This window comes from Micromonospora sp. NPDC050686, assembly GCF_040654475.1.
Classification (GTDB): domain Bacteria; phylum Actinomycetota; class Actinomycetes; order Mycobacteriales; family Micromonosporaceae; genus Micromonospora.
In genome coordinates this window covers 1-21,391 of the sequence record NZ_JBFAID010000045.1, presented here as the reverse complement: position 1 = coordinate 21,391, position 21,391 = coordinate 1, and the positions used below count along the sequence as shown (strand labels likewise).

Annotated in this window: 19 protein-coding genes; 7 read left to right on the top strand and 12 right to left on the bottom strand. The window is 74.9% G+C overall.

The annotated features are described in order from the left end of the window. Positions 1-49: 49 nt before the first annotated feature. From AB0H57_RS24485 to AB0H57_RS24475, 3 genes are read right to left on the bottom strand one after another with little or no spacing between them, the layout of a single operon-like run. Positions 50-409 carry a hypothetical protein gene (locus AB0H57_RS24485; RefSeq protein WP_357510180.1) on the bottom strand — a complete coding sequence of 120 codons (360 nt, stop codon included), beginning with the start codon at positions 407-409 and terminating at the stop codon, positions 50-52. After that, the gene (locus AB0H57_RS24480) at positions 406-684 is read right to left on the bottom strand and encodes a hypothetical protein (protein ID WP_357510178.1); all 279 of its coding nucleotides are present in this window, start codon (positions 682-684) and stop codon (positions 406-408) included. The genes AB0H57_RS24485 and AB0H57_RS24480 overlap by 4 nt, the downstream gene beginning before the upstream one ends. Further along, positions 681-941 (bottom strand): hypothetical protein, encoded by a 261-nt coding sequence (locus tag AB0H57_RS24475; protein WP_357510176.1) that lies wholly within the window; start codon positions 939-941, stop codon positions 681-683. The genes AB0H57_RS24480 and AB0H57_RS24475 overlap by 4 nt, the downstream gene beginning before the upstream one ends. A gap of 339 nt (positions 942-1,280) precedes the next feature. On the opposite strand from AB0H57_RS24475, the gene AB0H57_RS24470 reads away from it, so the two are divergent. Further along, complete coding sequence (locus tag AB0H57_RS24470) at positions 1,281-1,646, top strand: PadR family transcriptional regulator (protein ID WP_357510174.1); 366 nt, start codon at positions 1,281-1,283, stop codon at positions 1,644-1,646. Then, positions 1,643-2,614 (top strand): hypothetical protein, encoded by a 972-nt coding sequence (locus AB0H57_RS24465; RefSeq protein WP_357510172.1) that lies wholly within the window; start codon positions 1,643-1,645, stop codon positions 2,612-2,614. The genes AB0H57_RS24470 and AB0H57_RS24465 overlap by 4 nt, the downstream gene beginning before the upstream one ends. A 326-nt stretch (positions 2,615-2,940) precedes the next feature. Here AB0H57_RS24465 and mptB (AB0H57_RS24460) read toward each other — a convergent pair whose 3' ends face one another. The 5 genes from mptB (AB0H57_RS24460) to AB0H57_RS24440 are packed head-to-tail and all read right to left on the bottom strand — an operon-like array spanning position 2,941 to position 11,292. After that, the gene (gene mptB / locus AB0H57_RS24460) at positions 2,941-4,428 is read right to left on the bottom strand and encodes a polyprenol phosphomannose-dependent alpha 1,6 mannosyltransferase MptB (RefSeq protein WP_357510170.1); all 1,488 of its coding nucleotides are present in this window, start codon (positions 4,426-4,428) and stop codon (positions 2,941-2,943) included. Positions 4,429-4,442: 14 nt separating this feature from the next. Continuing rightward, positions 4,443-5,852 carry a polyprenol phosphomannose-dependent alpha 1,6 mannosyltransferase MptB gene (gene mptB, locus AB0H57_RS24455; protein ID WP_357510168.1) on the bottom strand — a complete coding sequence of 470 codons (1,410 nt, stop codon included), beginning with the start codon at positions 5,850-5,852 and terminating at the stop codon, positions 4,443-4,445. A 2-nt stretch (positions 5,853-5,854) separates the two neighbouring features. After that, positions 5,855-7,465: a hypothetical protein gene (locus AB0H57_RS24450; protein WP_357510166.1), complete on the bottom strand. Its 1,611-nt coding sequence runs from the start codon at positions 7,463-7,465 to the stop codon at positions 5,855-5,857. Continuing rightward, positions 7,458-10,523, bottom strand: coding sequence for a bifunctional [glutamine synthetase] adenylyltransferase/[glutamine synthetase]-adenylyl-L-tyrosine phosphorylase (locus AB0H57_RS24445; protein WP_357510164.1), 3,066 nt, complete (start codon positions 10,521-10,523; stop codon positions 7,458-7,460). The genes AB0H57_RS24450 and AB0H57_RS24445 overlap by 8 nt, the downstream gene beginning before the upstream one ends. Position 10,524: 1 nt before the next feature. Next, complete coding sequence (locus AB0H57_RS24440; RefSeq protein ID WP_357510162.1) at positions 10,525-11,292, bottom strand: type 1 glutamine amidotransferase; 768 nt, start codon at positions 11,290-11,292, stop codon at positions 10,525-10,527. A gap of 81 nt (positions 11,293-11,373) precedes the next feature. On the opposite strand from AB0H57_RS24440, the gene AB0H57_RS24435 reads away from it, so the two are divergent. After that, on the top strand, positions 11,374-12,306 hold the full coding sequence (locus AB0H57_RS24435; RefSeq protein ID WP_357510160.1) for an LD-carboxypeptidase: 933 nt from the start codon (positions 11,374-11,376) through the stop codon (positions 12,304-12,306). Positions 12,307-12,450: 144 nt separating this feature from the next. Beyond that, complete coding sequence (locus tag AB0H57_RS24430; protein ID WP_357510158.1) at positions 12,451-13,971, top strand: metallophosphoesterase; 1,521 nt, start codon at positions 12,451-12,453, stop codon at positions 13,969-13,971. Positions 13,972-14,082: 111 nt separating this feature from the next. Here the strand turns inward: AB0H57_RS24430 and AB0H57_RS24425 are convergent, their stop codons facing one another. Further along, positions 14,083-14,844 carry a virginiamycin B lyase gene (locus tag AB0H57_RS24425; protein ID WP_357510156.1) on the bottom strand — a complete coding sequence of 254 codons (762 nt, stop codon included), beginning with the start codon at positions 14,842-14,844 and terminating at the stop codon, positions 14,083-14,085. Between the two features lie 198 nt (positions 14,845-15,042). On the opposite strand from AB0H57_RS24425, the gene AB0H57_RS24420 reads away from it, so the two are divergent. Then, on the top strand, positions 15,043-15,522 hold the full coding sequence (locus tag AB0H57_RS24420) for a hypothetical protein (RefSeq protein WP_357510154.1): 480 nt from the start codon (positions 15,043-15,045) through the stop codon (positions 15,520-15,522). 170 nt (positions 15,523-15,692) lie between these two features. Here AB0H57_RS24420 and AB0H57_RS24415 read toward each other — a convergent pair whose 3' ends face one another. The 3 genes from AB0H57_RS24415 to glnA form a co-directional block, all read right to left on the bottom strand. Beyond that, entirely contained in the window at positions 15,693-16,061 is a 369-nt protein-coding gene (locus tag AB0H57_RS24415) for a VOC family protein (RefSeq protein ID WP_357510152.1), read from the bottom strand. 78 nt (positions 16,062-16,139) lie between these two features. Then, entirely contained in the window at positions 16,140-16,832 is a 693-nt protein-coding gene (locus AB0H57_RS24410) for a YafY family protein (protein ID WP_357510150.1), read from the bottom strand. A gap of 182 nt (positions 16,833-17,014) precedes the next feature. Beyond that, on the bottom strand, positions 17,015-18,364 hold the full coding sequence (gene glnA, locus AB0H57_RS24405; protein ID WP_357510148.1) for a type I glutamate--ammonia ligase: 1,350 nt from the start codon (positions 18,362-18,364) through the stop codon (positions 17,015-17,017). A 189-nt stretch (positions 18,365-18,553) separates the two neighbouring features. Between glnA and AB0H57_RS24400 the strand changes: the two genes are divergently transcribed. Next, entirely contained in the window at positions 18,554-20,317 is a 1,764-nt protein-coding gene (locus AB0H57_RS24400) for an NAD+ synthase (RefSeq protein ID WP_357510146.1), read from the top strand. Positions 20,318-20,452: 135 nt separating this feature from the next. Next, the gene (gene panB, locus AB0H57_RS24395; RefSeq protein WP_357510144.1) at positions 20,453-21,298 is read left to right on the top strand and encodes a 3-methyl-2-oxobutanoate hydroxymethyltransferase; all 846 of its coding nucleotides are present in this window, start codon (positions 20,453-20,455) and stop codon (positions 21,296-21,298) included. Positions 21,299-21,391 lie beyond the last annotated feature (93 nt).

Here is a 21,391-nt window from a genome sequence, read left to right as displayed (position 1 = left end):
GGTGCCGAATTCGGCACCCGGGTTCGCAATCGCGCAGGAGTCTGCGCGATCAGCCCTGCTCGCGTAGCCAGCGCTCCAGCTCGTCGACCATCCGGTCCGGGTCGGCCACCGGCAGCGGGGTAGCCCCGGCCGCGTCAGCCACGTCGAGCAGGTCGTCGGCGGCTGCCTCACGCGCTATCTCGTCGAGCAGCGACGGGTCGCCGTTCTGCGCCGCGTCGGCCGCCCGGGCAAGCCGGGTGATCTGCTCGTCGCGCTGCTGGTGACGCTTGCGCTCGTCGGCCTGGCCGATGGTGTAACCGAGGTCGAACGTCGTGTCCAACTCCTTGCCGGAGTACATCCGGCGGGCCCGGGTGCGCTGCGCCGGCCGACGGCTCGTCGTCGGCCGCCACCAGCGGTCCGGGCGGCTCATCGCTGGCCGCCCTTCGTCTGGTCGATAAGGCGGCGCATCACGTAGGTGAGCGCCCGGGCCTGGCCGATCGACATGATGACCTGCTCGGCGAAGTGCCCCTCGATCGAGGTGAGCGACAGCATCGGCGCGGCGGCTGGGTGCAGGGCCTGGATGAGCGCGACGTCAACAATTGTTGACTCGGGCCGGTTGGTGTCGATGTGGCTGGCCCGGGAGCGGTGCTCCCGGCGCTCGGCACAGTTGCTCCGGTCGCACCACGCCGGGTGCCGGGCGCTCACTTCGCGTTCCCGAACGTGCCGGTGGGGAAGACGTACACCTCGGGGCACGCCCGCACGACGCCGGGCGCCATCGTCGCCTTGTGGGCCGTCAGGTTGGCCCGCCAGAGGGCCGCGACGGTGTCGATGCCGTGCTGCTCGCACACGTACACCGAGGCGTCCAGGGAGCCGTACAGGTCGCCATCAGCGGGGCTGAACACCTCCAGCCGCACGGTGGCCAGCTGGTCGCAGTCGGACAGAATGATGGATAGATTGCTCATGGGTCAGGACTCGCTTCCTGATCAAGGGCCCGGCCGGAGTCGCTATCTCCGAGTCCGGGCCCGCCTACTTGGGCGGGTCGGGTCCGCAGCTAGTCCGCAGGAAGTCCGCAGACTGCCAACGGTGGCCAACGGACGGACGGTCTGATTGCCCAGGTCAGGAGCGGTATCCAACGGCAGTCAACGAGCGTCAACGCACGGGGAGAGTTCGCCATGTACTTCGACTGCTGACGCGGTCGACCCGGGTTCCACCAGCGCCGGCCGGGCCGGCTCCGCGGAAGCGGGGCCGGCCCGGCCGTGTATCGCCCCCCGTAATACCTTCGCGTCCGATATATTGTCGGCGTGGACACTCCCCTACGCGAACCCACGTACCTGATCCTCACCGCGCTCGCCGGCGAGCCGATGCACGGCTACGGCCTGATCGGCGAGGTGGCCGCGCTCTCCGACGGCCGGGTGTCGCTGCGCCCCGGCACCCTCTACGGCGCCCTCGACCGGCTGGTCGACGCCGGCCTCGTCCAGGTCGACCGGGAGGAGGTGGTGGACGGCCGGCTGCGGCGCTACTACCGCCTCTCCCCCGACGGCGCCGGCACCCTCAGCGCGGAGACCGAACGGATGCGCCGCAACGTCGAGGCGGCCACCACCCGGCTGCGCCGACGGGCCGCCAGCAGCGCCGGCAGCACCGCACGGCTGGCGGGAGGGCTGGCATGACCGAGCTGGAACGGCGCTACCTGCGGCTGCTGTGGGCGTACCCGGCCGCGTACCGGCGGGCCCGGGGCGCCGAGATCGTCGGGACGTACCTCGACCTGGCCGCGCCGGGACGGCGCTGGCCCGCGCCGGCGGACGCCCTCGACCTCGCCCGCGGCGGCCTGGCCGCCCGGCTGCGCGCGGCCGGGGCCACCGACCTGCTGCCCGGCGTACGCCTCGCCGCCGTGCTGGCGTTCCTGGCCGCCACCGCGCTCGCGGCCCACTGGATGGTGCCCGAACTGCGCCCGGCGCGCCCCGAGTACGGGCTCCAGCAGGTCGGCCCGTTCGCGAGCCTGGGCGCGGTGGTCTGGGCGGCGTGGCTCGCCGCGGCGCTCGGGCAAACGCTGGCGCCGCGCCGCTACGCCCGGCCGCTCCTCTGGGCGGCGGTGCTGGCCACCGCCCTGGTCGTGCCGGTGTCGGCGGTGACCGGCCTGTCCCGGCCGCCGCTGTTCGTGGTGCTGCCGCAACTCGTCCTGGGGGTGATCGCGCTCGGCCTGCCGCCGCGGGTGCCGCACCGGGCCCGGGTTGTCCCGCTCGCCGTCGCGGTGCTGGTCGTCGTGTTCACCCAGACCGCCGTGCCTCGGATCGGCCCGATCGTCGGTTACCGCGATGTCTGGAACTTCCAGGCGCCCGTCGCGGTCGGCACGGTCCTGCTGCTGGCCGCCGTGGCCGCCGCGCTCCGCCCCGGGCGGCGCTGGGACTTCCGGGGCGGCTGGGCGCTGCTGATCCTGCTCACCCCGATCGGCCTACTCAACCTCCACGAGCTCGCCCAGCTGGGCCAGCGCAATCCGGACTGGGCCACGCTGGCGGCCACCGCGGTGGCGGTGAGCCTGCTCGGGCCCGGGCTGCTGCTGGCGGCGCTGTCCGCCCGCCTCCAGGCCGCGCCGCAACAGCCGACCCCGCCCTGCCCGACCTGCGGGTCATCCCGCTGAGCCGGCGCTGCGGTCCGGCGCCCGCGCTGGCCGCCGGAGCCGACCGGCGTGCCGACGCACCGGCCCGGGGCTGACCGGACCCCGTCCGCGCCCTACCAACTTGACCTCACAAACGAATCACCGACCTCGCTGATCGCCGCAAACCGGCGTGACCCGAGCGAGTGAGCGATTCGTTCACGACATCAAGTTGGTAGGGCGCGGAACGTACCCTCATGAGTCGCCGCAGCCACTCCGGACATCGGCGACGGGCCCGACGCCAACCGCAGAGCCGGCCGGGCCGGGCCGAGCCGGGGCGAGCGGGGCCGGGCCGAGCGGGGCCCAGCCGGTCAACCCGGCGCCGGGGGGCGCCGTCGGCGGCCCAGCGCGGCCCGCGATCCGAGCACCACCGCGGCCAGCACCAGCAGGGTCATCCCGACCGCGCCCGGTGCCTTCGTGTACGCGGCCAGGCTGCTGCCGTCCGGCAGGGTCAGGAAGGAGACCGCCGCGCAGGGCAGCACGAACCAGCGCGCCCGGGCCGGAGGGACGGTCGCCACCGCCAGCACCAGCAGCGGCCAGGTCGCGTACCAGGGGTGGAAGACCGGGGCCGCCAGCACCGTGGCCGCCAGGGCCAGGCCGGCGCCGAGCAGCGCCACCCGGGGCCGGGCCGCCGCCAGCCGGCGCACCCGCCCGGGTACGTCGTCGAGTCGACGCAACGCCGACCACGCCCACCACCAGAGGCCGGCCAGCGCCACCGCCAGCAGCACCAGCGCGACGACCCGGGCCACCGGCACGGCCGGCCACCGCGCGCCGGCCGCCTCGCCCAGGTAGTCGCCGACCAGGCCGACCGCCGTCGGCGGCGAGGTCCACTGCCGGGAGTCCCCGCTGTGCGCCAGCCCGCCCAGCCAGCCGAGGCCGAGCCCGGACAGCAGCGAGGTGACCGCCAGCACGCCGAACCCGCCGGCCGCCAGCAGCCCGGCATCGCGCGCCAGGGCCCGGACGGTGTACCGGCCGCGCACCGCGAGCAGCCCGGCGAACGGCAGCACCACCAGCGCGGTCGCCTTCACCGCCAGCGCCAGCCCGAGCAGTGCCCCGGCGACCAGCAGCGCCCGCGGCCGGCCGGGCAGCCGGACCAGCACCAGCAGGCCGAGCAGCAGCAGGCCCAGCACCACCGCGTCGTTGTGCGCGCCGGCCACCAGGTGCACCCCGACCAGCGGGCAGGCCAGCGCCAGCCAGGCCGCCCGCCGGGTCGGCACCCCGGCGGCCCGGGCCAGCCCCGGCACGCAGAGCGCGGCCAGCAGCACGCCGAGGACGGCGTACAGGCGCAGCACGGCCAACGTGCCGACCAGGCCGCCGCCCACGGTGGCCGCCAGCGCGGCGAGCAGCACGAAGAACGGCCCATACGGGGTGGGGGTGTCCCGCCAGATCGGTGCCACCGCGTCCACCCACGGGCAGCCGGCCGCCGCCACCCCGCCGGCGTACGGGTCGTGTCCCGCCGCGTACACCCAGCCCTGACAGGCGTACGAGTAGACGTCCCGGCTGCCCAGCGGGGGCGCGGCCAGCAGCGGCAGCAGCCACAGCCCGGCGGTCAGGTACGCCCAGCGGGTCGACGGGGCGCCGGCGCGCAGCGCCCACCAGCCGCCGGCCAGCAGGGCCATGCCCGCCAGCCAGCAGCCCAGCACCACCGGTGCCCGCCCGGTGCGCCACAGCTCCGCCGGACCGCCACCCGCGGTGCCGGGCAGCGCACCGCCCAGCCAACCGGCGACGGTCAGCAGGAGCGCGCCGGCCAGCCCGCCCCAGCGGACGAGCCGGGCCCGACCGGGCCGCACGTCGTCCACCGGCAGACCTTCCCTCAGTCGACGGGGGCCGGGGTGCGCTCCGCCCGAGCCGACCGTACCAACCGCACGACCGTCCAGATCATCAACAGCGTCATCAGCTGGGCCCCGGGCGTCTTGGTGTACCGGGCCAGGCCGGTGCCGTCCGGCAGGATCAGGAAGGAGGAGACCAGCGCGACCACCAGGTACCACTGCTGCCGTAGCGGTGCGGTGGCGGCGAGCACGGTCAGCGGCCAGATCCAGTACCACGGGTGCACCACGGGCGACAGCACCACGGTCAGCGCCAGCGCCAGCCCCGCGTGGTACATCGGGTCGGGCCGGCGGACCGCGCGGAACCAGAGCAGCACCAACAGCACCGCCAGCAGCACCACGGCGATCCCCCGGGTCACCGGCAGCGCGTCGACGTGCCAGCCGAACAACCGCGCCACCTGGCCGACGGTCTGGCCGACGGCGGTCGGCGGCGAGGTCCAGGCGACCGCCACCCCGCCTTCGGAGAGCCCACCGACCCAGCCGAAGTCGAGGCCGCCCGCGTAGGTCACGCCGACCACAGTGGCGACCGCCCCACCGACCACCCAGCCGCCGTCGCGGATCAGCGACCGGATCGAGAACGCCCCGGCGATCGCGGCCAGCGCGGCGAACGGCACCACCACCACGGCGGTCATCTTGATCGCGCAGGCCAGCCCCAGCAGCACCCCGCCGCCCAGCAGCGGCCAGCGCCGGCCGGGCCGGCTCGCCACCACGGCCAGGCCGGCGACCAGCACGCCCACCATCAGGCCGTCGTTGTGCGGCCCGCCGATCACGTGCATGGCGACCAGGGGGCAGGCCAGCGCCAGCCAGAGCGCCCGCGCGGGAGGCACCCCACAGCGCCGGGCCAGCGCCGGCAGCGCGTACGCGGTCAGCACCACGCCGCCCAGGGCGAGCGCCCGGAACACCACGATGCTGGCGGTCAGCGAGCCGGTCGCCTTCACCACCGCCCCGGCGATCACCACGAACAGCGGCCCGTACGGCGCCGGGGTGTCCCGCCAGATGTAGGAGATGGTGTCCAGCCACGGGCAGGGCAGCGCCGACACCCCCTGCTCGTACGGGCTGATCCCGGCCGCGAAGCTCGCCCCCTGGCAGGAGTACGCGTACACGTCGCGGCTGCCGAACGGGGCGGCGAACAGCATCGGCAGCACCCACAGCGCGACGGTGAGCAGCACCCAGCGCGCCGACGGCACCTCGTTGCGCAGCCGCCACCACGCCCACACCAGCAGGGCGGTGCCGACCAGCCAGAGCGAGAGCAGCAGCGGCCCATTCGGGCCCTGCCAGATCTTGACCGGGTTGGTACGCAGCGAGGCGTCCGGCAGCGCCCCGCCCAACCAGGCCGACACGGCCAGCAGCAGGGATCCGGCGAAACCCGTCCAGCGGGTCAGCCGCGGTTGGTCCACGGTCAGCATCTCCCGTTCGGCCGCAGGGAACTCGACACCCGGTAGTCGCCCGGGGCGGCGGCCCGGAGCGTGGTGAATCCGTCCTCGCCGGGCGCGAGGCAGCCGCCGGGGCCGGTGAGGGTGAGCCAGCGCGACCAGCGCACCCGTACCGGCACGTCACCGGGGGCGGTCACGGCGAGCCGGACCTGCGCCCGGTCGGCGGCGACCAGCCGTCCCGGCGCGCCGACCAGCGGCGTCGGGTCGACCACCGCGTACAGCCGCCAGGTGGCGTCCCGCCAGACCTCCCGCAGGTACGGCTGGCCGGCGGCGATCAGGTCGGCCTCCTCGCGACCGTACCGGTCGGGCACGCTGTCCGGGGCGACCGCCACGTAGGCCACCGCCTCCCGGCGCAGCCACCGCTGGTAGCGCTGCGCGTCCAGCCGGTCGGCGTAGAACAGCGCGTTGCGGCCGGTGTCGACCTGCCGCTCCCAGCCCCGGGCCAGCGGCACGGTCGGCGGCAGGTACGCCGACTCCCAGTGGTCGCGCAGCGGCACCACCTCGACCCGGCCGACCAGCTGGCGGCGGGCCAGCTCGTCGGCGAGCGGCCGGTAGAAGGCCGCGCCGGCCTCGGCCGAGCCGGCCCGGCCCAGGTCGTTGGTCATCCACGGCGGCTGCCACCAGATCATCGCGGCGAGCAGCGCGGCCAGCCACGCCGGGGGCAGCGCGGCGAACGCGGCGGCCACCGGCAACGCGAACAGCAACGACAGCCGGATCGCGTTGGAACCGACCGGGCTGGGCAGGTAGAACGCCGCGACCACCAGCAGCACGGTGAGCGCCGCGCCGACCCGCAGCGCCCGCCGGCGGCGGGGCAGGACGAAGAAGACCAGCACGGCCAACGCCACGTTGATCCGCATCGACTCCGCCGCGTACGGCTGGGTGCCGCCGTTGCCGAACAGCACCGCCATCGGGGCCAGCGCCACCGCCGGGCCGAGGCAGAGCACCAGGCTCTCCGCGGCGGGGCGGTCCAGCCGCCAGCCGCCAAGCAGCGGCCGGCCCGGGCCGGCGCCGCGCCGCAGGCCGGCCAGCAGCAGCGCCGCGCCGGCCAGCCCGGTGAACAGCCCGGCGACCGGGCTGGCCCAGGTGGCCAGGGCGGCGAGCAGCGCGGCGAGGACCAGCCGGACCGGCCGGGGCGGGCGCTGCGCCGACACCGCGACGCAGGCGGCCAGCCCGAGGGCCAGCCCGACGGCGAAGGTGACCCGGCCGCTGGCCAGGTTGCCGACCAGAACCACCGCGCCCAGCAGCCCGCCGAGCAGCGGCCGGCGGGCCCGGTGCCGGACCAGCAGCGCGCCGAACGCCGCCGCGCCGGCCACCGCGGCGAGCACCCCGAGCGGGCGGACGCCGACCAGAGCGCCCAGCCAGCCGGTGAACAGGCTGTAGCCGAACTGGTTCACCCCGCCGTACCAGCCCAGGTCGACCGGGGTGGCGCCGTACCGGGCGGCGAAGTCGGCGCGGGCCACCTGGGCGGCCAGGTCGGTGCCCATCGGCGGGGCGAGCAGGAAGAGCACGCCGAGGGCGGCGGCGAGCACGGCGGAGGCCGCGACCACCGGCGTCGGCCGGGCGGTCGGTTCAGGCATCCAGCACCCGTTCCATCGCCGCCCGGGAGCGCCGGCCGGTGCGCAGGTACTCGTCGAGGAACTCCCCCGGGTCCTCGCCGCCGAGCAGCCGGACCACCCCGGCCAGCTCCACGCCGTGCCGGGGCAGCTGGTCACCGGAGCGGCCCCGGACCAGCATCAGCGCGTTGCGGACCTGCGCGGCGAGCGTCCAGCCGGCGGCCATCGCGGCGGCGTCGTCCGGGTCGACCAGGCCGGCCTCGCGGGCCGCGGCCAGCGCGTCGAGGGTACGGGTGACGCGCAGCCGCGGGTGGTCGCCGGCGTGCCGGAGCTGGAGCAGCTGGACCGCCCACTCCACGTCGGACAGCCCGCCCCGGCCCAGCTTGGTGTGGGTGGCCGGGTCGGCGCCCCGGGGCAGCCGCTCGGTCTCCACCCGGGCCTTGATCCGGCGGATCTCCACCACCTGTTCCCGGGTCAGCCCGCCCGCCGGCCAGCGCACCGGGGCGATCATCGTCTCGAACTCCGCGCCCAGGTCGGCGTCGCCGCAGACGAACCGGGCGCGCAGCAGCGCCTGTGCCTCCCACACCTGCGACCAGCGGGCGTAGTACTGCGCGTACGCGGCGAGGCTGCGCACCAGCGGGCCCTGCCGCCCCTCGGGGCGCAGGTCCGCGTCGACGCCCAGCGCCGGGTCCGGGGCGGGCATGCCGAGCAGCCGGCGCAGCTCCTCGGCGACGGCGTGCGCGGCGGCGCTGGCCGCGCTCTCGTTGCCGCCGGCCGGCGGGTCGTAGACGAAGAGCACGTCGGCGTCGGAGAGGTAGTTCGACTCGTACCCGCCGAGCCGGCCCATCCCGATCACCGCGAAGCGCAGCCCGGGCAGTTCCTGTCGGGCGGCCCGGGCGGTCCGCAGCGCGGCGGCCAGGGTGGCGTCGGTGACGTCGGCGAGCGCGGTGCCCACCACCTCCACGTCCACCAGCGGCGACGCCGCCGCGCCCCGGTCGGAGCGGGGGGCGAGCCCACCGGCCCGGCTGAGCACGCCGGCGCAGGAGAGCCGGACCAGCTCCCGACGACGCAGCGCGCGGACCGCGCGGGTGGCCTGCTCGGGGTCGGTGTGCCGGGCCGCGGCGGCGGTGAAACCCTCGCAGAGCACCTGCCGGGCGCGCGGGGTCAGCTCGGCGTCCTCGGCCAGCAGCCGCAGCGCCTCGGGCTCGCGGGCCAGCAGGTCGGCGGCGTACCGGGAGGAGGAGAGCACCCGGGCCAGCCGCCGAGCCACCGGGCCGGAGTCGCGCAGCAGCCGCAGATACCACGGGGTGCTGCCGAGCGAGTCCGAGACCTGCCGGTAGTTGAGCAGCCCGCGGTCCGGCTCCGGCGCGTCGGCGAACTCGCTGAGCAGCACCGGCAGCAGGGTGCGCTGGATGGCGGCGGTCCGGCTGACCCCGCCGGTGAGCGCCTGGAGGTGACGCAGCGCCCCCGCCGGGTCGGCGAAGCCGAGCGTCTTCAGCCGGTTGCGGGCCGCCTCCGGGGTGAGCCGCAGGCCGTCGGCGGGAACCCGGGCCACCGACTCCAGCAGCGGCCGGTAGAGCAGCTTGGCGTGCAGCCGGCGTACCTCGGCGGCGTGCGCGACCCAGTCGGCGCGGAACGCCTCGACGGCGCTGCGCCCCGGCGTGGCCTGGTAGCCCAGCGCGCCGGCCAGCCAGCGCAGCGCGGCCGGCTCGGTCGGCACGGTGTGGGTGCGACGCAGCGCCTGGAGTTGCAGCCGGTGCTCGACGCCGCGCAGGAACCGGTAGCCGCGCAGCAGCGCCTCGCCGTCGGCGCGGCCGACGTAGCCGCCGGCGACCAGGGCGCGCAGGGCGGGCACCGTGCCGCCCACCCGCAGCGACTCGTCGCCGCGGCCGTGCACGAGCTGCAGCAGCTGCACGGCGAACTCGATGTCACGCAGCCCACCGGGCCCGCGCTTGATCTCGCGGTCCAGCTCCTTCGGCGGGATGTTCTCGATGATCCTGCGGCGCATGGCCCGGACGTCCTCGACCGCCTCCGGGCGCTCGGCCGCGGTCCAGACCAGCGGGGCCAGCGAGCCGATCCACTCCCGGGCCAGCTCCAGGTCACCGGCGGCCGGCCGGGCCTTGAGCAACGCCTGGAACTCCCAGGTCCGGGCCCAGCGCCGGTAGTAGGCGAGATGGCTGGCCAGGGTACGGACCAGCGGCCCGCGGTTGCCCTCGGGCCGCAACGCGGCGTCGACCGGCCAGGCCACCAGGCCGCAGACGTGGATCAGCCGGGTGGCGACGGTGGTGCCCGCGGCCAGGTCGGCGTCCTCGGCGGCCACGAAGATCACGTCGACGTCGGAGACGTAGTTCAGCTCGTCGCCGCCGCACTTGCCCATCGCGACCACGGCCAGCCGCGGTTCGGGCGTACCCTCCGGCAGCTCCGCCACCGCGATCCGGTACGCGGCGGCGAGGGTGGCGTCGGCCAGCGCGGAGAGCGCCGCCATGGTCTGTTCCAGCCCTCGCCCGCCGGTCAGGTCGGCCGCCGCGATCCGCAGCAGCGCCAGCCGGTACGCCTGCCGCAGCACCGCCACCGGCTGGCGTGACGGGGTCAGCCGGCCGGCCAGCTCCAGGTCGAGCCGGCCGTCGGCGGTGGGGGCCAGCCCGTCCGGCGCGGTGGCCAGCACCGTCCACTGGGCCGGGTTGGCGACCAGATGGTCACCGAGCGCGGCGGAGGCGCCCAGCACCGCGATCAGCCGGCGGTGCAGACCCGGGTCGTCGTGCAACGCGCCGAGCACGGTTGATCCACCGGCCCCGCCGGCCGACGACGGCGTGCTGCCCGCGCCGGTGACCGGCCCCGCGCCGCTGCCGGCGGCCCGGCGTTCCGCCTCGACCAGCCGATGCAGCTGGCGCAGCGCGAGATCCGGGTCGGCGGCGCGGGACAGCCCGGCCAGCAGCTCGGCGGCCGGCTCGTCGGCCGGCTCCTGCTCCTCGATCCGCCACAGGCCGAGCCCCTCCGGGCCGAGCAGGTCGGCGGCGCGCGCCGCGCCGTCCCCCTCCGCGAAGCCGTACCGGGCGAGGCGTCCCCTGGCCGGTCTGGTCATCTCAGTGCCCGAGCAGGGGCAGGGTCGGTCGGGTCACGTCGTCGCCCAGCTCACCGAGGGCGAGGGCGGCGAACCGGATCGCGAACGGCTGCCAGACCTCCTCCACGTCGGCCATCACCCGGTCGCAGGCCGCCACCACCAGCTCCTCGTCGTACCCCAGCTCGGCGAGCTGCCGCGAGCCGCGCGCCCACTCGGCGATCATCGCGGTGTCGCACTCGATGTGGAACTGGAGGCCCCAGGCCCGGTCGCCGAGGCGGAACGCCTGGTGCGGGTAGCGGGTGGAGGCGGCGAGCAGGGTGGCCCCCCGGGGCAGCTCGGTGATCTCGTCGGCGTGCCACTGGAGCACGTCTGGGATCAGCGGCACGTACCGGAACAGCGGGTCGCCCTCGGCGGCGTCCCGCTTGCCGACCACGCCGGGGCCGATCTCCGGGCCGGACGGGCTGCGTTCGACCAGGCCGGCGTGCGCCATGGCCAGCAGCTGCGCGCCCAGGCAGACGGCGAGGGTCGGCACCCGGTGCCGGACCGCCTTGCGCAGCAGGCCCTCCAGCGCCGGGAACCAGGGCGCGTCGGGTGTGCCGTCGGGGCGCGGGTACGCCTGCTGGTCGCCGCCGAGCACCACCAGCGCCGCGTACCCCGCGAGGTCGGCGGGGAGCTCGTCCCCGGCGTACGGGCGCAGCACCCGCAGCTCGAGGCCCCCCTCGACCAGCCACTCCCCCAGCCGGCGGACGTCGTCCGTCGGGTCGTTCTCGATCACCAGCGCGGTTGCCACGCCGTCGAGGCTAACGGGTACGCCCGTCCCCGCTCGGAACGGCTCGGCCGGGCCCGGTGACGGCGGTTAGGCTCGACCGCTGTGATCACCGACGAGAGCGTGCTGCGCCCACCCGTCCTGCGCCCCGGCGACCCGGTGCTGCTGGTCTCTCCGTCCGGCCCCACCCGACCGGAACGGGTGGCGCGGGGAGTGGAACTGCTCACCGGTTGGGGGCTGCGGCCGGTGCTGGCGCCGAACGCGTACGCCCGGCACGGCTACCTGGCCGGCGACGACGCGCTGCGGGCGGCCGACCTGAACGCCGCGTTCGCCGACCCGGAGATCCGCGGGGTGATCTGCACCCGCGGCGGCTACGGCGCGCAGCGGGTGGTCGACCTGATCGACATGGCCGCGGTACGCCGCGACCCGAAGGTGGTGGCGGGCTTCTCCGACATCACCGCCCTGCAGTTCGCGCTCTGGCGGGGCGCCCGGCTGGCCGGCGTGCACGGGCCGGGCGCGGCGTGGCTGGACGACCGCACCCCGCTGCACTCGGCGCAGTCGCTGCACGCCGCGCTGATGACCACCGAGCCGGTGACCGTCGCCGCCGTGGCGGAGGAGGAGACGTACGCCGTCCGGGCGCCCGGTCGCGCGGAGGGCGTCCTGCTCGGCGGCAACCTCTGCCTGGTCACCGCCTCGATCGGCACCCCGGACATGCCGGACCTGACCGGCACGGTGCTGTTGATCGAGGAGGTGCAGGAGCCCCCGTACAAGGTCGACCGGATGCTCACCCACCTGCGCCGCGCGGGCGCGCTGGACGGCGTCGCCGGGGTGGCGGTGGGCCAGTTCACCGACTGCGCCGACGACTGGGACACCACCGTGGTCGACGTGCTCACCGACCGCCTCGCCGACCTGGGCGTGCCGGTCCTCGGCGGCCTGCCGATCGGCCACGGCCCGGGCCAGCTCACCGTCCCCGTCGGCACCCCGGCCGTCCTCGACGCGGACGCGGGCACGTTGACCGTCGCGCCGGCGGTCCGCTGACCACCCATCCGGGTGTGTCCCGGCGCTGGCTTCGCAGACCCGCAGCAAAAGGTGAAAATCCGTCGGTACGGTCGGTAAACCGGCCATACCGGCTCGGACCCGTCGGCGGCGACGCGGATCACCCGACAGTGCGGAGGCAACACCATGAGGCATCGGAATGCGCTGCGGCTCGCGGTGGTGATCGGCTCGCTGGTCGCGGCGACCCTCAGCGCCGGCCAGCCCGCGCCGCTCGCCCAAGCCGACGGCCAGGCCCAGGCCGACGGCGGCGGTCATCGTCCGCCACCGCCACAGCCGCCACCACCGCCACAGCAGCCGCCGCCGACGGCGGGGATGCCGCAGGACGCCTGGGCGTGGACCCAGCTCACCCCGGCCGGCACCCAGGTCAGGTTCGCCACGCCCGCGCCCACCTGCCCGATCCTGGTGGTCACCACCGGCACCCAGTCGGTACGACGCCAGATGGTGCTGGAGAGCACGGTGGGCCTGTTCCCCAGCACGGCCACCGTCTGCACCCGGCTGGTCCCGCCGGCCGCCACCTCGGCGCGGATCGACGTGCTGACCAGCCCCGCCACGGTGCGCCCCAACGTCAACGGAACCGTCCCCCTGCCGGACTGGACCCAGCCCGGGGCCACCACCGTACGCCCGACCAACATCGCCGAGATCGGCGACACCGGCTGCCGGATCCCGGCGGGGGGGCTGGGCCAGACCTGCGACGGGCAGCCGTGGAACTGGCCGCTGGAACGCGTCGCGACCAACGCCGCGACCAGCCCGGTCCCGCCGAACCTGGTCGTCCACACCGGCGACTACATCTACCGGTCCCGGCCGCAGCAGCAGCCGGCGCCGCTGTGCGGCGGACCGGGCACGAGCCTGAGCCCGCACACCTGGGGCTGCCTGGTCACCGACTTCTTCGAGCCGGCGGCGGACCTGCTGGCGCAGGCGCCGTTCGTGTTCGTCCGCGGCAACCACGAGACCTGCGGCCGGGCCGGCCCGGTGTGGTTCCGCTACCTGGCGACCACGCCGAGCCTGACCGCCTGCAACGGCCCGAACCCGGAGGACTACAGCCCGCCGGTACGGATCAACGCGGGGACCCTGGGACTGCTGCTCATGGACACGTCCTGCGCCGGCGACGAAGCGCCGGCAACCTGCGACCAGTCGCACCGGGTCGCCACCTACACGACGCAGTTCAACCAGGTGAACAACGCTCTCGTCCAGCCGGGCGACAACTTTCTGCTCAGTCACACACCGATCTGGGCGATCATCCGCCAGACCAACGGCAGACCGATCTGGATCGACCAGGACCTGGAGACGGCCGTCGCGTCGACCACCGGCGGCATGCTCGACCCGCGGATCAACCTGATCCTCTCCGGCCACATCCACCTCTACCAGATGCTCGACTTCGGCACTGCCACGCCCCGCCGCCCGCCGCAGGTGACCGTGGGCGACTCGGGCACCGAACTCGACGTCAAGAACTGGCAGGACGGCGCCATGATCGGCCAGCTCGTCGACGGCCTACCGGTGGGACACCTCATCACCCTGCAGACGTTCGGCTACGCGGTCCTGCGCGACGTCGGCGCCACCTGGAACCTGCGCTTCTTCGACCAGTCCGGCACCGTGGTCCCCGGCACCAACTGCAACCTCGTCAACGCCCAGTTCCCCAACTGCATCTAGCCGGAGCGCCCCCGCCGCGCACACTCACCAGGCGGTTGATCAAGGGGTTTGCGTCGCGAGAGCAGGCACTCCGCGACGCAAACCCCTTGGTCAACTCGGCTGGGGCCAGGGTCAGGGGGTCAGGTGGGCCAGGGGGCCTTGTTCCAGGGCTGCCCAGAGGGTGCGGTCGGGGGTCATGGTCAGGCCGTGGGGTTCCGAGTTCGGGGTGGGCAGGTCGTACTCCTCGATGTGGCCGGCGGGGTCGAGGTGGCCGATGCGGTTCGCGCCCCACTCGGTGAACCAGCAGCCGCCGGCCGGGTCGGCGACGACGGCGTGCGGGCGCGCGGTCCGGTCCGGCAGCGGAAACTCGGTGATCGCGCCGTCGACGGTGATCCGGCCGAGTTGGCCGGCGGCGATCTCCACGAACCAGAGCGCGCCGTCGACGCCGAGGGTGATGCCGACCGGGCCGGCCGCGTCGGTCGGCAGGGGGTGCAGCCGCACCCGCCCGTCCAGGCCGATCCGGGCGATCGCGTTGGCCTGGTTGAGGGTGCACCACAGCGCCTCGTCGGGGCCGACGGCGAGCATCGACGCGAAGGCCCCGGTCACCGGCAGCGGAAACTCGGTCACCCGCCCGTCCAGGGTCACCCGGCCGATGGTGTCGCGGTTCATGGCGGCGTACCAGAGGGCACCGTCCGGACCGGCGGCGATGCCACACGGGCCGCTGCCGGCCGGCAGCGGCACCGAGCTGGTGACGCCCCCGGTGGTGACCCGGCCGAGCCGGTCGTCCCCGGAGCGGGTGTACCAGAGGGCCCCGTCCGGGCCGGTCGTGATGATCAGCGGACGGCTGTCGGCGGGATCGTCGTGGTGTACCCGCGTCTCCCCGTCCGGCCGCACCCGGGCCGTCCCGCCACTTCCGGCCAGGGTGACCCAGAGCGCCCCGTCCGGCGACGTCTCCCCCGCGCAACGGCTTTCCGCAGGCTCGTGACGGGGCGATTGCCAGCTGGTTCATAGGGTCGCCACGGGTTGCCTCCAGGTCGGGTGGTCACCGTGGGTGATGTCATCGCACCAACACTGCAACCGACCGGAGGACCGATGTCCCGCACGATGTCGAAGAAGCACCTGCTAGCCGGCCTGGCCGCCGCCGGAGTACTCGGGGTGGGGATCGCCGCTCCCGCCTTCGCCGGGGACGCCACCCGGACGCCGAGCACCAGCAGCAGCACCGATCAGGGCGGTACCGGCCAGGGCACCGACCGGCAGCAGGAGCGGGCCGACCGGCAGGGCGAGTTCGCCGAGGCGCTGGCCAAGGAGCTGGGCGTGCCGACCGAGAAGGTGACCGCCGCGCTGGAGAAGCTCCGCGAGCAGCACCAGGGCGACCGGCCGCAGCGCCCGACCGGCGAGGACCGGCAGGCGAAGCTGACGGAGCGCCTCGACCAGGCGGTCAAGGACGGCAAGCTCACCCAGGAACAGGCCGACGCGATCGAGAAGGCCGTCGACGCGGGTGTCTTCCCGGGCCCGGGCGGTCCGGGCGGCCGGGGCGGCCACCACATGCGCTGGGGCGCGGGCGGCAACTGACCCGGTGGCCCCGCCGGGCCCGGGCCGGCCGACCCTCTCCCTCCTGGCCGGCGCCCGTCGTCCGGCGGAGCCACCGCACCCCCACAGCGGCGGCCCCGCCGGTCGTACCCGGTGGGGCCGCCGCACCCCTCAGCTCGGCCGTGGCCCCGCGCGGCCCGGCCCCCGGCGGGTCACGCCCCGGTGGGCGGGGTGAAGACGCCGAGCCGGTTGCCGGCCGGGTCGACCAGGTGGGCGGAGACCAACCCGCTCGGCGCGGTACGCGGCGGCGACACCACCTTGCCGCCGGCCGCCTCCGCCCGGCGGCAGGCGTCCGCCACGTCGGGGACCTCGGCGTAGAAGATCGCGTACGGCGGCTGCCCCTCGGTGGCCCGGATCGCGCCCCCGATCCCCTGCTCCCCGCCGGCCGTCGTCACCCGGTACGACCCGGCGGGGCCGCCCTGCTCCTCGAAGCTCCACCCGCACAGCTCGCCGTAGAAGCGCTCGGCCTCCTCCGGGCGGTCGGTGCCGATCTCGAACCAGGTGATGGGCGTGTCGGACATGGTGTCTCCCTGTGGGTCGTCGGGTTGAACCGTCACCCCCCACTCTCGGCCCGGCCCGCGACAACCCCCTGTCGGTGTTTAGGCCAGGGTGAGGGCGCGGACCCGGTCGTGCGGGATGTCCAGGTCACCGGGGCGCAGCTCCCGGGTCACCGGCTCGGCCAGCGCGCGCACCGAGACGATCCGGTCGGTGCGGAAGCAGCGCAGCCCGTCGCGCAGCCGGCACCAGGCCAGCAGGTACCAGTGCGTCCGGTTGCCCAGGTAGCCCAGCGGCTCCACCTCGCGTACCGAATCGGCGCCGGCGCGGTCGGCGTACGTCAGGCGGAGCACCCGGCGGGCGGAGACCGCGTCGGCGACGGCGGCCGGGACGGGCGTGGCCGGCCCGCCGCCGATCAGGTGCACCCGGTCGGCCAGCCGGCGCGCCTCGGCGGCGGCGGGCGGCGGCAGCACGGCCAGCAGCTTGCGCAGCGCGGAGCCGGCGGCCCCGGCGAACGGGCCGCCGCCCAGGCGGTGCAGCGCCAGGGCCATCGCCACCGCCTCGATGGGGGTCAGGTTGACCGGAGGCAGGGTGTGCGCCCGGTCGAGCGCATAGCCGCCGGTGCGACCCGGCTCCGCCCAGATCGGCACCCCGGCGGCCTGCAACGCGCCGATGTCCCGCTCGACGGTGCGGGTGCTCACCTCGAACCGCGTGGCCAGCCAGCGGGCGCTGCGCGGTCGCGGCGACACCGCCCGCAACTCCTCCACCAGGGCGTAGAGCCGATCCGTCCGGTTCACTCCCGCAGGCTAACCCGGGGGTACGACGGCGCTCAGGCGATGCAGGCGCAGACGATCAGCGCGGCCCCGAAGTGGCTGGCGGCGCTGAGCAGATCCGCAAACACCGGCCGCCTCCCGCCCTCGCCGCGCGGCGGCGTGCCGGCGCGGTGCCGCAGACGATAGCGGCACCGCACCGCCATGATCTAGAGCGAGAGGTAGCGCTGCCGCTCGTACGGGGTGACCTCGCGGCGGTACTGCTCCCACTCGGCCCGCTTGTTGCGCAGGAAGAAGTCGAAGACGTGCTCGCCGAGCACCTCCGCGACCAACTCCGAGCCGGCCATCACGTCGATCGACTCGGCCAGGTTCTCCGGCAGCGCCTCGTAGCCCATGGCCCGGCGCTCGGCGCTGGACAGCGACCAGACGTCGTCCTCGGCGCCCGGCGGCAGCTCGTAGCCCTCCTCGATGCCCTTCAGGCCGGCGCCGAGCAGCACCGCGTAGGCCAGGTACGGGTTCGCCGCCGAGTCCAGCGAACGGACCTCGATCCGGGCCGAGTTCGGCTTGCCGTACGCCGGCACCCGGACCAGCGCGGACCGGTTCAGGTGACCCCAGCAGACGTACGCCGGGCTCTCGGTGATCCGGTCCGGCAGCGCCAGCGGGAAGAGCCGCTTGTACGAGTTCACCCACTGGTTGGTGACCGCGGTGTACTCCCGGGCGTGCATCAGCAGGCCGGCGATGAACGACTTGGCCACCTTGGAGAGCTTCATCGGGTCGCCGCCGTCGTGGAACGCGTTGCGCTCCCCCTCGAACAGTGACAGGTGGGTGTGCATGCCGCTGCCCGGCTGGTCGGTGAAGGGCTTCGGCATGAAGGTGGCCTGCACCCCGGTGGAGAGCGCCACCTCCTTCACCACGTGCCGGAAGGTCATGATGTTGTCGGCGGTGGTCAGCGCGTCGGCGTAGCGCAGGTCGATCTCCTGCTGGCCGGGGGCGACCTCGTGGTGGCTGTACTCCACCGAGATGCCGATCCGTTCCAGCGCCAGCACCGCCTGCCGGCGGAAGTCCCGGGCCACCGCGTGGGTGGTGTGCTCGAAGTAGCCGCCGGTGTCCACCGGCACCGGCACCGACCCGTCCTGGGGCCCGTTCTCCAGCAGGAAGAACTCGATCTCCGGGTGGGTGTAGAACGTGAAGCCCTTCTCGGCGGCCCTGGACAGCGCGCGGCGCAGCACGTGCCGGGGGTCGGCCCAGGACGGGGCGCCGTCGGGCAGCAGGATGTCGCAGAACATCCGGGCGCTCTCGCCGCTGACCCCGCCCTCGAACGGGAAGACCTGGAAGGTGGTCGGGTCGGGCATGGCGACCATGTCCGACTCGAAGACCCGGGCGAAACCCTCGATCGCGGAGCCGTCGAAGCCGATGCCCTCCTCGAAGGCCGCCTCCAGCTCAGCGGGCGCGACCGACACGCTCTTGAGCGTGCCGAGCACGTCGGTGAACCACAGCCGGACGAAACGGATGTCCCGTTCTTCCAGCGTGCGGAGGACGAACTCCTGCTGACGGTCCACTTCAACACCTCGCGACACTGTTCTCCGCCACCGGTCGGACCGGCCACGCGCCTGACCGACCAGTGTCCATCGACCTCGTTACGCCGACGTTACGCGCTCGCCGGACACGGCGTGCGGCCGTGTCCCACCTACGCCGGTGTCGGGCGGTCCGCCGGTGTCGGGCGCCGGTGGCTGGGGCAAGATGAGGGCATGCCCACGCTGCGTCTCGCCCTGTCGCAGGTCAACCCGACCGTAGGCGACATCGCCGGCAACGCCGACCTGGTCCGCGCCTGGGCCCGCCGGGCCGCCGACGCCGGCGCCCAACTGGTCCTCTTCCCCGAGCTGATGCTCACCGGTTACCCGGTCGAGGACATGGTCTTCCGGCGCTCGTTCGTCGCGGCGTCGCAGGCCGCCCGGGACCGGCTCGCCGCCGACCTGGCCGCCGACGGGCTGGGCGACCTGCCGGTGCTGGTCGGCTACCTGGACGCCGACGGGCCGCCGCAGGTGAGCGCCGACGCCGAGCCGGGCCGGGGCGCCCGCAACGCCGCCGCGCTGCTGCACCAGGGCCGGGTGGTGGCCACCTACTTCAAGCACCACCTGCCCAACTACGGCGTGTTCGACGAGGACCGCTACTTCGTGCCGGGCGACATCCTCACCGTGGTCCGGATCGGCGGGGTCGACGTCGCGCTGACCATCTGCGAGGACCTGTGGCAGGCCGGCGGCCCGTTCGCGGTGGCCCGGCAGGCCGGCGTCGGGCTGGTGCTCACCATCAACGGCTCGCCGTACGAGCTGAACAAGGACGACGTGCGGCTGCCGCTGGTCCGCCGCCGGGCCGCCGAGGCCGGCGCCACCATCGCGTACGTGAACATGGTCGGCGGCCAGGACGAGCTGGTCTACGATGGCGACTCGATGATCGTCGGTGCCGACGGCGCCCTGCTCGCCCGGGCGCCGCAGTTCGTGGAGCACCTGCTGGTGCACGACGTGGAGCTGCCCACGGCGGTGGAGCCGGCCGGCCAGGGCGAGCAGTTGGCCGACGACATGCGGATCGTCCGGGCGAAGATCAGCGACATCCTGCCGCCCGCGCCCGCCGGGCAGTCCGCGACCGGCGGGATCATCGAGCCGGTCGCCGACGAGGCCGAGGTGTGGCAGGCGCTGGTGGTCGGCCTGCGCGACTACGTCGACAAGAACCGGTTCCCGTCGGTGGTGCTCGGCCTCTCCGGCGGCATCGACTCGGCGGTGGTGGCGGCCCTGGCGGTGGACGCGCTCGGCCCCGACCGGGTGGTCGGCGTGTCGCTGCCCAGCCAGCACTCGTCGGAGCACTCCCGGGAGGACGCGGCCGAGCTGGCCAAGCGCACCGGGCTGGACTACCGGGTCGAGCCGATCCAGCCGATGGTGGACGCCTTCCTGGCCAACCTGTCGCTGTCCGGGGTGACCGTGGAGAACCTCCAGGCCCGGGTGCGCGGCGTGCTCCTGATGGCGCTGTCGAACCAGGAGGGCCACCTGGTCCTCACCACCGGCAACAAGAGCGAGCTGGCGGTCGGTTACTCCACCCTCTACGGCGACTCGGTCGGCGGCTACAACCCCATCAAGGACGTCTGGAAAACGCTGGTCTGGCGGCTGGCGAAGTGGCGCAACGCGGAGGCCGCCGCCCGCGGCGAGACCCCGCCGATCCCGGAGAACTCGATCGGCAAGCCGCCGTCGGCGGAGCTGAGCCCGGGCCAGCTCGACAGCGACACCCTGCCGGAGTACGACGTGCTCGACCCGATCCTGATCGGCTACGTGGACGGGGACCTCGGCCGGGACGGGCTGATCGCCTCGGGCCACGACCCGGCGGTGGTGGACAAGGTGCTGCGGATGGTGGACCTCGCCGAGTACAAGCGGCGCCAGTCCGCCCCCGGCACGAAGATCTCCATCAAGGCGTTCGGGCGGGACCGTCGCCTGCCGATCACCAACCGCTGGCGGGAGCACGGCTGAGCCGGTCCGGGCCGCGCGCCGGCCCCGCCGGGAGTGAAATCCTGCACTCGACCCTGCCGCCCCGCCGCGTCCCGGTGCGACGATCGCGGCAGAACCCGGGGACCGCGTGCGCGGCCTCGAGGAAGGGAGACAGTGATGGTGGAATCCACCCCGACCGAGGTGACCGCCCTGTACGGCGGGCCGGCCACCCGACGGGTACGCACCCGCGACCTGATCGCCGCCAAGGAGCGCGGCGAGCGCTGGTCGATGCTCACCTCGTACGACCAGTACACCGCCGGGATCTTCGACGCCGCGGGCATCCCGGTGCTGCTGGTCGGCGACTCGGCCGCGAACAACGTCTTCGGCTACGAGACGACCGTGCCGGTGACCGCCGAGGAGCTGCTGCCGCTGGTCCGCGCGGTGGTCCGCGCCACCCGGCAGGCCCTGATCGTCGGCGACCTGCCGTTCGGCTCGTACGAGGAGGGGCCGACGCAGGCGCTGCGCACCGCGGTGCGGTTCATGAAGGAGGGCGGCTGCCACGCGGTGAAGCTGGAGGGCGGCCGGCGCTGCGCCGAGCAGGTCGCCGCGATCACCGGTGCCGGCATCCCGGTGATGGCGCACATCGGCTTCACCCCGCAGAGCGAGCACGCGATCGGCGGCTACCGGGTGCAGGGGCGCGGTGACGCCGCCGACGACGTGATCGCCGACGCGCGGGCGGTGGCCGAGGCCGGCGCCTTCGCGGTGGTGCTGGAGATGGTGCCGGGCGAGGTGGCCAAGCGGATCACCGCCGAGCTGCCGATCCCGACCGTGGGCATCGGCGCCGGCCCGGACACCGACGCCCAGGTGCTGGTCTGGCAGGACATGGCCGGCCTGCGCACCGGCAAGGCGCCGCGCTTCGTCAAGCGCTACGCCGACCTGGCCGGCACCCTCTCCGAGGCGACCCGCCGCTTCGCCGACGAGGTCCGCGGCGGCGAGTTCCCCGCCCCCGAGCACACCTTCTGAGGTGTAAGACATCCCAGGACGTACGAGTGTCAAGTAGCGGGTTCGGCGGTGTGGTGTGGCCAGGCGGTCGTCTCGTTGTAGGGCGTGCCGGTT